A 13,605-nucleotide genomic window follows, 5' to 3' on the forward strand; every position below is an offset into this window, starting at 1 on the left:
TTTCTCAGTTTTATCTTATTTTTAGGAGTGCAAAGATAGGAAGTTCCTCGAAGCCGAAAAAAGATAAATACAGGAAAATCGCGTAAAGCCGAAAAAAACGGCTATTCATTCGAGCAAATCACCGGAAATACAGAATTTTACCCAAAAGATGTATCACCAAAGAAAAAACATGTAACACAAACATGACGCTTTTTCCTAAAAGAAAGCCTTATTTTGTAATTTGTAATAGTTTTCAAACACAAACCTTTAATTTATTATCACATGAAACATTTACTTAAATTACCCCTTTGTGCATTGGCCTTTGCCATGACTGCAAACACAGGATTCGCCCAAAGCAGTGCAACAGGGTTGAAGGATGCCTACAAGGATTACTTCTCTATCGGTGTGGCTGTCAACATGCAAAACATCACAAATCCCGAACAGATTGCCATCATCAAAAAAGACTTCAACAGCATTACGGCCGAGAACGACATGAAGCCGCAACCCACCGAACCCGCCTACGGACAATTCAACTGGGAAAACGCCGACAAAATCGCCAACTTCTGCCGCAGCAACGGAATCAAACTTCGCGGGCACTGCCTGATGTGGCATGCACAGATAGGAAAATGGATGTATCAGGATGAAAAAGGAAATCTTGTATCCAAAGAAAAACTGTTCCAAAACATGAAACACCACATCACAGCTATTATGGAACGTTACAAAGACGTGGTATACGCATGGGATGTAGTGAATGAAGCAATTTCCGACGGTGGACGGCCGGTCATGGGACAAAAGCCCAGCCCCTACCGCAACTCTCCCCTCTATCAGATAGCAGGCGATGAATTCATCAAGAAAGCCTTTATCTACGCTCGCGAGGCCGACCCCAACGTACTCCTTTTCTATAATGATTACAATGCCGCCGATCCCCAAAAGCGCGACCGCATCTACAACATGGTGAAGTCCATGAAAGAAGAAGGTGTACCCATCGACGGTATCGGTATGCAGGGACATTACAACATCTACGGCCCAAGTATGGAAGATGTAGATGCCGCCCTGACGAAATACTCTACAATAGTGAAGCACATCCATATCACCGAGCTGGACATTCGCGCCAACGAGGAAATGGGAGGACATCTCAACTTCAGCCGCGAGGCCGGCGACATCAGTCAGACAGTAAAACTGCTTCAGGAGGACCAATACACACGTCTCTTCAAGATTCTCCGCAAACATAAAGATGTGGTGGACAATGTCACGTTCTGGAATCTTTCCGACCGGGACTCATGGGTAGGCGTGCGCAACTATCCGTTGCCTTACGACGAAAACTATAAGCCGAAACGCGTTTACAGCCTCATCAAGGATTTTGATCCGGCAGCCGACAATGCAGTGGTGAAAGAAGACTTCCGCCCATCCGTACTCAATCAGCCCGGCCAGCAGTATCCCATGGTCAACTCACAAGGCTATGCCCGTTTCCGCGTGGTTGCTCCTGATGCCAAATCGGTCATCGTCAGTCTCGGTCTGGGCGGTCGTGGAGGTACAGTTCTCCGCAAGGATAAAGAAGGCGTATGGGTAGGTACGACAGACGGCCCCATGGACGAAGGTTTCCATTACTACCACCTCACTATCGACGGTGGCGTGTTCAATGATCCGGGAGCCAAGAACTACTATGGTTCCTGCCGTTGGGAAAGCGGTATTGAGATTCCGGCACACGATGCCGATTTCTATGCAATGAAGGAAGTGCCTCATGGCAACGTGCAGCAAGTCTATTTCTACTCAAAGAGCACCAACACTCACCGTCGTGCATTTGTCTACACTCCGCCCACCTACGGCAAAGACAAGAAGAAATATCCGGTTCTCTATTTGCAACATGGTTGGGGAGAGGACGAAACAGCCTGGTCCAATCAAGGACACGCCAACCTGATTATGGACAACCTGATTGCCGAAGGCAAGATTGAACCTTTCATCATTGTGATGACATACGGCATGACGAATGATGTGAGATTCGGGCATATCAACCAATTTACAGCCAAAGAATTTGAAACAGTCCTGGTAGACGAGCTGATACCTTACATTGACAGCAATTTCCGCACACTGGCCGACAAGAAGCACCGCGCAATGGCCGGACTCTCCATGGGCGGCTTTGAAACAAGACTGATAACCTTGCGTCGTCCCGAAGTGTTCAATTACTACGGACTATTGAGCGGCGGCGTCTATGCACCGGGCGACATAAAGGACAAGAATCAGGTAGCAAGCATCTTCATCAGTTGCGGAAGCAAAGAAAATCCTGCCGGTGTAACCAAAGCAGTGGAAGACCTCAAAGCTGCCGGCTTCAATGCAACCTCTTTTGTTTCTCCCGACACAGCACATGAGTTTCTCACTTGGCGCAGAAGCCTGTATCACATGGCACAGCTACTATTCAAATAAAAGCATGTATGCAATGAAAGAGTTGAACGCGTTATAAAAGCAGGAAACGATATTTAGACAAAGCGTAATGAATCAGCCCGAAAAGCCGTTCATTACGCTTTGTTTTTCATACTTATTTTGTAAAGCTCCAGTAATCCATGCGGAAGAGTTCTCCCTCCTCCCCTTTAAACACCAGATACAAGTCATAAACTCCTCCCAAGTGCTTGACATCCGTTGTCATCGTCTGCCATTTCTCCCAACTGCCGGTCGATGAGACAGGAAGGGTTCCTATAAGCAATCCGTCCACTCCCTCTAAGCGTATTTCCACCCGTCCACTTCCTTTCAATGCGGAAAGTGAGGCAGCAAACTTTGATGCACCTCCGTTTTTGAAATCAACCCCGCGGATTTTCAAATAGTCTCCATTATGAATGGAAGTTACTATGCGGTCGGAACATCCTCTGGCCTTGAATTCCGTATCAATTCCATAGCCTTTTGCCATTGTTTCCGCTTCGTTTCTCCGGTAAGGGTCAACGTTCTTCAACTGTTCCAACCCGTCACGCGTCACTTCAACTGTTTGAACAGTGCCATCTTCGTTATGGAATAGACGGTCTATGCATACACTGCGCATATATTCACGAGAGCGCTGATCCTGTTCGTTATTCTCATAGGCAACTTTACGGTTATGATAGGCAATATACCATTCACCTTTAAACTGAAAGATGGAGTGGTGATTGTTAAAGCCGTCATTAACCGGCGGATTGGGCAAAATGACTCCCGGATTCCTGAAACCTTCCATAGGCTTGTCACTCATTACATATTCTATATTGGCAGGCTTCCCAAAATAATGTCCGGCATAAGAAAGATAGTATTTACCCCTGTATTTGTGTACAAAAGAAGCCTCAAAAAATCCGGGAGTGTTGGGCTTGACCGCACTTCCGTCAACCTCCGTCATATTCTCTTTTAGTTTGATAATCCGGGAATTGTCGGGGTGAGCACCGCCAAAATACATATATGCCTGTCCGTCATCGTCTACAAACACACATGGATCAAAGCACCACATCCCCCAGTTCTCACTACCCGATATGGCCCCCGGCACTCCTTTTTTGTTTTTAATGCAACGGTTGTTCTCGTCGTAGAGGAGCACACCCGGAGTATCCATGCCCACCACAGGCCGGTCGTGGTTGTCAATATAGGGTCCGGTCGGCAGATCGCTTACCGCTACGCCAATCCCACCGCTGTTGGCATCTCCATAATATAAGTAGAATTTTCCATTTCGGTGAACCACGCAAGGCGCCCAAGTCATTTTGGCCCCCCATTTAGAATCTTTCGCATGAAAAACCTCTCCATGATCGGTCCAGTTTTTCATATCGTCTGTGGAAATGCAGGTTATATCATTCATGAAATAGCCATATCCTCTTTCCGCATTGTATGTGTCATGTGAGCAAAACAGATACAAGCGCCCGTTATATTCTATCCCTGAGGGATCTGCCGTATAACGCTGCCAAAAAATAGGATAATCAGCCTTGGCACTGTGGCCGATACATAGAAACAAAAACAATAATGTCCATTTACTGTGTTTGTGCGACGAATAATTCTTTTTCATATTATTTCTCAATTCTGATGATTTATTATTCTCATAAAACAACAAAAAATCCATTATCCACAGACAACGGACTTTTATAAATCTTTTCTCAAGGTCCCGTATATATATAAGGACATTTTTATTCCATAGCTTTGCAACTATTTGTTACGCATAACGAGCCCAAATATACGCAAAAACTTCAAAAAAACAATACCTATCTCACTCAATGGCAATTGTTTCAATCGGCTGCTGTTTTACTGCATCAAGAGGCACAGCACGATACTCCACCTTACCAAAGTCGATTTTATTCAAATCAAAACAACGAATATTACTGTTGTACATTGTACGATAATAAATAATGCGGTTCGTCATATCCGAAACAGCCGTCCATTGCGTGGCACTGGGTATATTGACGGGTATCTGCCCGGAAGGAAACTCAACACCTAAAGGGATGTCGAAATTATTCAATATTTGGAAACACTGCAAAACAGTTTCTTCGCCAGCATCCTGCTGTGGAGCAGAAGCCTGGAAGAAAGCGGCGCGTACAAATCTGGAAGGAGGAGTAACATCGCCGGGAATACCTAAAAAGCCACTGCCTGAACCAAATGGGGTAAGTACGATATCACCCAATGATTTCGTCTCCGCACTGCCCGGAAAAAGATTGACATAGTTATTAAGATTCGTCATTTGCCATTCAAAATCCGGTGAGTTAGTCAGTACCCCCAGTTTATTTTCATAAAAATGAGGTTCACCATCTATGATTTCCAAAACCAATTGACGTCCGGTGCCATCCGCAATGCGCCAGTGCACAGTTGAAGCCCGAGGATCAATGGAAACGACATGTACCCTACGAATCGCATCTTTAACTTCATCCACATTCGTGAAGTTACCCAATATCCATGATACCAGTTGCAAATCAGCTATACTCGAAGTGCGCAATGAGGGATTGTATTCTTCGTATTTACCGTATCCTGGAAAATAAAACAAACCGGCTGAAAGGCCAGCCTCATTCAAACCTTCAGCTATAAATTCCTTTTGCTCAACGGCCAAGCCCACATAACCATATCTGGCTGTAAATTTCATTCCCGACCCGTTTGTTTCCGGCACATAGGAATATTGCTCATAACCGCGTGGCACGATGACGTACTGGCTGTGAAGATTGCTCCCTCCCCATTCAATGGTGCGGGCAACAATTCGTGAACTGTCTTTGGCAGTCAAGGTGATTCCTGTGCACGAAAGAACACGCTGTGGCATGGAACTGGCGGCTGCAGCAGCTATTAATAAGATAAACGTAAAATTTTTCATGACTTTGTTTTTCTGTAAAAACAATTCTATTCCCAAATTGTTTACCATCGAGCTTTTGCCTCACAAATTTGTAAGAGACACAAAAGGAAAGCATAGAAAAGAACAGGATATGCAGAAGATATTTTTCTATATAGATACCATTTATATACAATATGTACATCTAGCAAAAAGCTTAAACAGCAGTTATACAACTGTTTGTATATAGCACTATGTACATAATAAAAATTGTTTTACGAGAGAAAAGCTATTTCCTTTGCAATGGAAAACTAAACAAATACATAAATTACTTTTAGCATGATAGAACAGACGGTCGGGCATCACCAACGAATGCCCTATCTTAAGATTCATAGTGCCAAAAGACAAAAATGGTATATTAAAAGTTAAAGATATGCGGTTGGGAACATATTTAATTGCATTAATGCTGGTCATGTGTTTATTCTCATGTGGTCATCAACAAAGCAACATTTATAGCCCGTCGTTGCTTGTACTGGAAGATTCTTTGGAAACAATGCCTGAAAAATCCTTGAGGCAAATACTTGATATGGATACAACCACTTTGCGGAAATCCGACAAAGTATTTTATTATTATTTATTGGTTAAGGCCAAGATGCTCGTTCCCGACATCCCAGCATTACCTGACAAATCAGATCTTGCTTTGAGCCATTTTGCAGAGCAAAAGGATTCTAGCCGTTTGTGCCAGTTATATTTTTTCTTAGGAAGAATATATGCCGGCAGGTATGCTTTCCTGAGAGCTAATGCTTTTTATAATCAAGCCGAAAAATTTGCAGGGCAAAATATCAGGATGTTATTTGCCATCAAAGTAGGTGAAGCATATATTTATCGCTTCAAAATGATGCATGGCATGGAAAAAGAATGCCTGGAGCGTGCTCTCGACATTGCCTGCGAATTAAAAGATTCCACTCTCAGGGCAGAGGCTATGCATGAACTCGCAGAACTTCGCATTTCTGAGAAAAATTACATAAAAGCAAGAAATCGGCTGCATCGGGCACTTGAGCTGGTACCTCCACAAAAAAAACTGGCCAAAGCTGAATATAATAAAGATCTTGCCAGAGTTTATCTAGCCATGAATATGCTTGATTCAGCTTTATACTATACGGACATAGCCTTGCAAGACGGACATTCGTATAACTTTAAAATGACATGCAATATACTCAGAGGTAATATATTTCTGAAAATGCACCGCTTAAAAGAAGCAGAGTCTATTTTTATGAAAGATATTGAAAAGCTTTCCCTAAAAGAGAGACAAGGTGTATATCATAAACTATCTTTGTTGAAAAAGGAGAAGAAAGATTTTCAATCCGCATGTGAATATGCGGAAAAGAGTATCCGTTGCAGAGATTCTCTTGAGATGAACAATAAGGCAGGATACATTAGCAACCTGAATGCTTTTCAGGAACACGAACGCCAACAGAGAAGAATTGCCCAAATGAACATAGAACTTTCAGAACATGAGCTCTCTTATTACAGGCTGGCTATCCTCTTATCTTTCATCTTGCTTTCGGGAACATCACTAGTTTTCCGTATAAAACAATCCAAGAAAAAAGTTGAGATGTCTCTAAAGGAAAAGGAACTGGCAATGGTTCGTCTCCAAAATAGCCAGTGGGAAACAGAAATAAAGTATTTGCAGGAAAAGCATGATCGTGAAGCTATCGAAATAGAATCACTAAATCAGAGCGTTGAATATTACAAGCGCCTGAATGCCTTAACCGTACCTATTCTGATGAAAAGCCAGAATTCGCAAGGAGCTATGCATATGAAAAAGGAAGAATGGGATATTATCATACAGAACACGAATGCATGTTTCAATGATTTCACTCTTCGTTTGGAAAAAGCATATCCGCAACTTACATTAGAAGAAATACGTTTTGCATGTCTATTGAAGATGGAGTTCTCGCTCTCCTTACTTTCGGAAATCTATCATATAGCTAAAGGAAGCATTTCAAGAAAGAAAATGCGTCTGAAAGAAAAAATGCAAATTGAGAATATGACTTTGGATGATTTCATAAAACAGTTCTAAAAGCTCGCTGTGAATAATTTTATTTTAGGCAAAACCTTCCTCCACCCATTACCGGCCCGGAGGTGCGTGCAAGTTGCCTTTAAATGTACATCACATAACCAAATAATCATCTGCATATCAATATATTGCTCATTCAAGATGTCCATCACAGATGTTTTAATCTCTTACTATAAGGAGTTAATTTTGCAACAAAATCATCAATAATATATAATTTTATATGTGAACGTATGAAAAGAGTAACAAGAATTTTATTCACATGCATCCTATTACCTTTGGCAGCCTGCAAATTGTCTGCGAAATCCGTAGCTCAGGACAGTATACGTCCCTACTCTCCCTACACCTTCAGAGAGAAGGAGAATTATCCTGAAACTACCGGATACTGGTACATCGGTGCGGGTTATTCCGTACCATTCATGTTCGGTGACATGAGCTCACTGACAAACAAACATGATTTTTGGGGTAACAAAGTTTCCCTCAAGCCCGGTTACAAGTTTTCACCATTTTTTGGAATCGAAATGGGAGTATCCGTAGGCCGAATGCGCGGCTTCTCACCTCGGTCAGCGGAGAACTTTCGCCTTGGAACGGAGGATGCTATGACTTATTATCCTTATACTATATTAGGAGGAAAGGATAATTACCAGACAGCCCCTGACAACGCGGGCATATGGGAGAATCAAGGAAACAATGTCTATATCAAGTCAGTTCCCTATTCGCAAATCTACAGTGAATCACGTTACTGGGAAGTTTCGTTACAGGCAGTGTTCAATTTCAACCGCCTTTTTGGCCACGTACCCGAAGGACGTGAACAGCCCATATCACTGTTGGTAAAGCCGGGAATCTACCTGCAAAAATTTCACGCGCAAGCACACTCCCTGAGTGATAAAAGTCGAATATCTCCCAAGCAACGCCCCTTGTCAATCGGGTTGGGTGGTGACCTCGCAGTTCATTTTGCACTTACGCAAAAGCTGGGACTGGAGATAAGCAGCGGTCTGGTGTGGGTCAACAAACGAGAATTCGACGGCATACGTACTATACGGCACAGCCATGACGACTTCATCTGGCAGAACGGCGTATCGCTTTTTTGGAAATTCCGCCGGAATAAACCACAACTCCATTCCACACCGACTGCAATAGAAGTGTTGCCTGCTGCGACCCTATTGACAAATCCCTTCTCGAACGGAGAGTTCGCTTTCGACTACCTGCAACCTGACACAGTCATACGTAAGGAACGTTCCCTGAGTCGACAGGCACACTTGTACTTCCCTGTTTCGAAATGGGACATACGACCTGAGTTGGGAGACAATCTGAAAGAACTGGGAAAAATAGCTACAGCTTTCCAAGAGCTTACCAACGATGAGGATATCTACATCAGCTCCATTTCCATTGACGGATATGCCTCGCCCGAAGGACCGCATGATTTCAATATCCTACTCAGCCAAAACCGCGCAAAGGCCATCGCCTCCCACATTGCCAAAAACTTCAATTATCCCGAAAGCCAGATTCAGAGCCGAGGCCACGCCGAAGACTGGAATGGACTTGAGCGCCTGTTACAGGCCTGGGAAAATCCTGAAAAAGAACGTGCACTTGCCATTCTCCGGAGTGATGCGGATGTGGAGACACGTCAAAACAAACTTGCACATTTGGCAGCTTACAGAAGCATGCTGAACGAGTTATATCCGCAGTTAAGACGCAACGAATATACTTTTCATTACACGATTGTTCCATTTACCATTGAACGAGCAACGCGACTTATACATACACAACCGGAGAAACTCAGTGTGGAAGAAATGATAGCCGTAACCAACTGCTACCCGATGTATTCCGAAGCATTCAATGAGTGTGCGGGCATCGCCTTCAAGTTCTATCCAGAAGCCCCGATAGCACGCATCTACATGGCCGCCATCGCATTGCATAAAAATGACACCAGCATGGCTACCGCTTACCTGTCACACCTCTTGGATGACTATCGGGCATGGAACCTCCTGGGAGTTTGTGCAGCACTTGAAAATAATCCAACAAAGGCATCACACTATTTTCACATGGCTGCCGAAAAAGGTGACACCGCCGCTATCGCTAACCAAAAAAGACTGGGAAGCCGCTGATGCTTCCTGATCAGATATTCCAAACATCAATTTCTATCAATAAAAGTATACCGAAATGAAACGGAAAAAGACCATATTTGTCATAGAAAGCCTGCTGGGACTACTTATACTGGTCACAGCCTGTCACAAAGAAGATATAAGCACTTTATACAGTCGCCAATATCAATTGTCAGCCGAGATTACCGGGATCAACGCGGAGATTCTACGCATTAACAATGAAATCGTAGAACTGAAAAATCTCTATACCATTCTGGCAAACAAACCTACCGTTACCGGATTTGACTACCGAATTGTAGAAAATAACGGACAAAAGGATACCATAGGAGTAGACATAACATTGGATACCTACAAGTTCTTCATTCCCTATGGACGCGACGGTAAAAACGGAACGGACGGACGCTCCCCTGTTGTGGGCATCAGTGATGATGGCTACTGGATTATCAATGGCGTGAAAACCCAAGATAAAGCCCTTGGCGACAAGGGTGACAAGGGCGACAAGGGCGATCCCGGAAAGGACGGAATAAACGGAGATACTCCCCTTATCAGTGCCGCCAAAGACCCTGACAACCCCGCAGACGAAAACTACTATTGGACCATCAAGTACCCGAAAGAGAATAACTATACATTCATATTGGACGGCGGGCAAAAAATAAAAGCCACTGGACCCAAAGGAGACAAAGGAGAAACTCTGTCGGTGGATCCAATCATCGAAAGTGTGGTGAAAGCAGATGACGGTACCTCAATCACCATCAACCTGCACGATGGCACCTCCTACAATATCCCCTTGCTGGGAATTAACTTCAAGCTTAAGCCGGGAAACCTTGCACTGAAAGATCATAATGGAGTGGATTCCATTATCGTATTTCTTCGTGAAGGGCATACCATCAGCGTGCCGTATACTAGTTCAAACAATGTGGAACGTATCGAAGCAATGCTCCCCGCAGGCTGGAGTGCTACCGCCGATATCAGCCCCACTGATTCAACCAAGCGTATCATACACATAACTTCACCCAGGTTAATGGATCTGGACCGCGCACAATTTGAAGGTGGTGCAACCTTTATCGCATTCGACCAGAAAGGGGCCTCCCTGACGCAATACATAAAACTAAAGTTGAACAAGTACATCTATATGAGCTTTTTCTACAATGAATTGAATGCTGTGGAATTGAACCGTCCCAACAGTCCCTTCAATGAACTGAAGTGGACAGAGAATCATCATCTCCTCATCGAGTTTTATGAACTGACTAACCGGCAGTTTGAACTCAAAGGACGCTTTCCGGCAGGAATAAACACAAATGAACCGCTGACACCCAGTCTGTCCGATTACCCTTCGTTTATCTTCAATAAAGCCGATAAGGATGTAGACAAACAATTCAAGATCAACGCTTTCCTCTTCCGCCCCGATTCAGTTAACTTAAGCAATATTTCAGGTAATGACAGTCCGGACGGACGCGTGATATTTGCCAACCAATACACAGCCAGTGATAACGAAATTTATATGAGACCTGTACCTTACGACACTTACATAGTGCAATACAGCTATTCGTTGAATAATGGCAGTAATAACGAACTGATTCGCATCCGTCGTGCAGCTACCAAATATAAAGTGCATCTGTTCAAAGCATCAGAATTTCTAGGCATTGACAAGGACGACTTCGACTATAAAAAAGTCACTATTCTCCTTACCCAGCAGTCCCAACTGCTATCAGCAGTATATAAGGCCTATAATAGGGTACCCTACGTAGCACAGGGCAACACAATGACCTATGACCCTGTTACCGACCAACTGGAATGTGTGTTCTGTACACTGGGTGCCGCCAACAGTTCGATAGGACTCAATTTCTATTACGACAAAGAAGGCAAGAAACGCTGGGAACCCAGTTCACTGGCCAGCGTATTACTACGGCCGGACTGGGAAGCCAACATGTATGTGAATCATTCCGGGGAACCTTTCCCTGGTGCCGGTTCATCATACGACAATTATGTCGGATATACCAATAACGGTGAGGGAAATACGCGATATGGAGGAGGACGTGTGTATACGCCAGAAAATAGTAGTCAACAGTTCGTACCCCGAACCCTACCAGACCTGAAGTAAGACAACAAGAACCTTACTCTTAAATCATATTATATTGACAGTAACAATTCACATCATCCCGGTAAGAGCATCTTGCCGGGATGAAATCTATAACCTCCTCTCCCCCTATTTTGCAGAGAGAGCCCTAAAACAAGAAAAGTTCTGAAAATCAATAATTTTCAGAACTTTTCTTTTCGTGTTTAAAATTCGTACACCCTCAGGGATTCGAACCCTGGACCCACTGATTAAGAGTCAGTTGCTCTACCAACTGAGCTAAGAGTGCATTCAAACATTTTACAAAAAAACTTTGTAGTGGATACGAGAATCGAACTCGTATTGCATGCGTGAGAGGCATGTGTCCTAACCGTTAGACGAATCCACCGATTTGAAAAGCACCGGCTTTTACAAACCGATGCTTTCTTTGCGGAAGCTGGGGGATTCGAACCCCCGGTACGGTTACCCGTACGTCAGTTTAGCAAACTGGTGGTTTCAGCCACTCACCCAAACTTCCTTAGTGTAACCAGCATTCTTCTCAAATGCGGTGCAAATGTATGGTAAACTTTTGGACTATGCAAATCTTTCCTGCATATTTTTTTCTGCAATCCGACAAGAAAAGAGATAACACGTTAACACTCAAAATCTAAAAGGACAGAAAAAAATTAATAAATTTCCAAGCTCCCCTTCAAACGCCATTAAACAAATGCTATTTAATGAAACTTTTGCTCACCCACTTCATGCTGTACCAACGGCGGACAAAGATAGCCCCCCGGATGTTTTCGTCCAGCAGGAAAGCAACCCACATGCCGCAAATGCCCCAGCCAAACGGAATTCCGAACAGATAGCCAAGCCCCACAGCCACGCTCCACATCACCACCAGCCCCACATAGAACGGATAGTTCACATCTCCTGCCGCACGCAGTGCATTCGTAGCAAAAATATTGATGGGACGTCCTATCTCCAGCACGACATCAATCATCAGGACAGTAGCCCCCATTCTGATAATCTCGGGATTGGACGTCAGCCAGCCAAAAATCGTATGCCCGAAGAGCGCAAGTATGCCGGACAGGATCACAGTGATCATTACAGACTTCTTCATCACATACTTCCCCATCAGAAAAGCGGCATGCGGTTTTTTCTCCCCTATCAGATGCCCGATACATATCGCTCCACCCTGTGCCATAGAGATGCTGAACAGATAGGCGAACATAATAATATTGACGCAGTAGGTACGTGTGGCAAGCGCCTCCACTCCCAGCATATTGATGAAATAAGTGATTACCACCTGCGACGAGCTGTAAGAAAGCTGCTCCCCGGCAGAAGGCAGCCCCACCTTCATCAGATTCTTCAGCTCCACCCATGGGAACGGACGGAAATAAACCCGCGGGAAACTATGGATATGCTTGCGGAACAGGATTACGAACAGAATGATCATCGATACACCCCGGCTGAAGGCAGTGGAGATAGCAGCCCCCTCCACCCCTAATTCCGGAAATCCGAAACGTCCGAAAATCAGAGAATAGTTGCCTATTATATTAAGGATATTGACCACCACCGTAACCAGCATCGGATACACCGCCTTATTGGCGCTTCTCAACGAAGCGGAAAGAGTCAGGGATAATGCCTGAAAGAATGCGAACGCTCCCACAATGCGCATGTAGTCCATGCCATCCTGCATCAGTTCAGGCCCAAGCCCCATCAGGCGCAGAATAGGCCCTGCACAGCCGAACAACAGCATACTGATAGTGATGCCCACCACCAGATTGACCAAAATGGAAACTCCCACCACCTGCACCACCTGCTTATGCAAGCGCGCACCGATATATTGTGAACACAGTACGGAAGTACCGAGATTTATCACTTCAAACACCAGAAACGTCAGCATGATAATCTGATTGACCACGCCTACGGCAGCCACACTGTTATCCGAATGGCGGCTCAGCATGACGGTGTCCACCGCGCCGAGCATCATAATAAGTAGCGTCTCAATAAAGATAGGAGCCGCCAGCTTGGCAAGCCGTTTCTTTAAATTTTCCTGCTGTATCATTATATTGTAGAATGTGTTATGGTAAAAATCGCGCAAAGATACGGAAATGAAAAAAAGATGAGATTGATACATATCAAA

Annotated in this window: 7 protein-coding genes and 3 tRNA genes; 4 read left to right on the forward strand and 6 right to left on the reverse strand. The window is 44.2% G+C overall.

What is annotated here, in order from left to right:
• Positions 1 to 261: 261 nt before the first annotated feature.
• Positions 262 to 2,400, forward strand: coding sequence for a bifunctional endo-1,4-beta-xylanase/feruloyl esterase (gene xyn10D/fae1 / locus NQ546_RS12905; RefSeq protein ID WP_004290689.1), 2,139 nt, complete (start codon positions 262 to 264; stop codon positions 2,398 to 2,400).
• 112 nt (positions 2,401 to 2,512) lie between these two features.
• Here xyn10D/fae1 and NQ546_RS12910 read toward each other — a convergent pair whose 3' ends face one another.
• Together NQ546_RS12910 and NQ546_RS12915 are read right to left on the reverse strand one after the other, a co-directional pair.
• Positions 2,513 to 3,982 carry a glycoside hydrolase family 43 protein gene (locus tag NQ546_RS12910; protein WP_229127906.1) on the reverse strand — a complete coding sequence of 490 codons (1,470 nt, stop codon included), beginning with the start codon at positions 3,980 to 3,982 and terminating at the stop codon, positions 2,513 to 2,515.
• A gap of 198 nt (positions 3,983 to 4,180) precedes the next feature.
• Entirely contained in the window at positions 4,181 to 5,266 is a 1,086-nt protein-coding gene (locus NQ546_RS12915; RefSeq protein ID WP_039953347.1) for a linear amide C-N hydrolase, read from the reverse strand.
• Positions 5,267 to 5,654: 388 nt separating this feature from the next.
• On the opposite strand from NQ546_RS12915, the gene NQ546_RS12920 reads away from it, so the two are divergent.
• The 3 genes from NQ546_RS12920 (at position 5,655) to NQ546_RS12930 (ending at position 11,504) form a co-directional block, all read left to right on the forward strand.
• Positions 5,655 to 7,304 carry a tetratricopeptide repeat protein gene (locus NQ546_RS12920; RefSeq protein ID WP_239463477.1) on the forward strand — a complete coding sequence of 550 codons (1,650 nt, stop codon included), beginning with the start codon at positions 5,655 to 5,657 and terminating at the stop codon, positions 7,302 to 7,304.
• 227 nt (positions 7,305 to 7,531) lie between these two features.
• A complete protein-coding gene (locus tag NQ546_RS12925; protein WP_004290682.1) occupies positions 7,532 to 9,406 on the forward strand; it encodes an OmpA family protein in 1,875 nt (624 codons plus the stop codon).
• Positions 9,407 to 9,461: 55 nt separating this feature from the next.
• Positions 9,462 to 11,504 (forward strand): PL29 family lyase N-terminal domain-containing protein, encoded by a 2,043-nt coding sequence (locus tag NQ546_RS12930; protein ID WP_004290681.1) that lies wholly within the window; start codon positions 9,462 to 9,464, stop codon positions 11,502 to 11,504.
• Positions 11,505 to 11,693: 189 nt separating this feature from the next.
• Here the strand turns inward: NQ546_RS12930 and NQ546_RS12935 are convergent.
• The 4 genes from NQ546_RS12935 to NQ546_RS12950 all read right to left on the reverse strand — a co-directional run bounded on the left by NQ546_RS12935 (position 11,694) and on the right by NQ546_RS12950 (position 13,527).
• Positions 11,694 to 11,766 (reverse strand) — tRNA-Lys (locus NQ546_RS12935).
• Positions 11,767 to 11,793: 27 nt separating this feature from the next.
• Positions 11,794 to 11,865 (reverse strand) — tRNA-Glu (locus NQ546_RS12940).
• A 42-nt stretch (positions 11,866 to 11,907) separates the two neighbouring features.
• Positions 11,908 to 11,994, reverse strand: a tRNA-Ser gene (locus tag NQ546_RS12945).
• A gap of 192 nt (positions 11,995 to 12,186) precedes the next feature.
• On the reverse strand, positions 12,187 to 13,527 hold the full coding sequence (locus NQ546_RS12950; RefSeq protein ID WP_004293023.1) for an MATE family efflux transporter: 1,341 nt from the start codon (positions 13,525 to 13,527) through the stop codon (positions 12,187 to 12,189).
• Positions 13,528 to 13,605 lie beyond the last annotated feature (78 nt).

Origin of the sequence: Bacteroides eggerthii (genome assembly GCF_025146565.1) — a bacterium.
GTDB classification, from domain to species: domain Bacteria; phylum Bacteroidota; class Bacteroidia; order Bacteroidales; family Bacteroidaceae; genus Bacteroides; species Bacteroides eggerthii.

Bases quoted from the DNA above. Each gene is read 5' to 3' on its own strand.
- xyn10D/fae1 (WP_004290689.1), top strand. From the start codon at position 262: ATGAAACATTTACTTAAATTACCCCTTTGTGCATTGGCCTTTGCCATG.
- NQ546_RS12910 (WP_229127906.1), bottom strand. From the start codon at position 3,982: ATGAAAAAGAATTATTCGTCGCACAAACACAGTAAATGGACATTATTG.
- NQ546_RS12915 (WP_039953347.1), bottom strand. From the start codon at position 5,266: ATGAAAAATTTTACGTTTATCTTATTAATAGCTGCTGCAGCCGCCAGT.
- NQ546_RS12920 (WP_239463477.1), top strand. From the start codon at position 5,655: ATGCGGTTGGGAACATATTTAATTGCATTAATGCTGGTCATGTGTTTA.
- NQ546_RS12925 (WP_004290682.1), top strand. From the start codon at position 7,532: ATGAAAAGAGTAACAAGAATTTTATTCACATGCATCCTATTACCTTTG.
- NQ546_RS12930 (WP_004290681.1), top strand. From the start codon at position 9,462: ATGAAACGGAAAAAGACCATATTTGTCATAGAAAGCCTGCTGGGACTA.
- NQ546_RS12950 (WP_004293023.1), bottom strand. From the start codon at position 13,527: ATGATACAGCAGGAAAATTTAAAGAAACGGCTTGCCAAGCTGGCGGCT.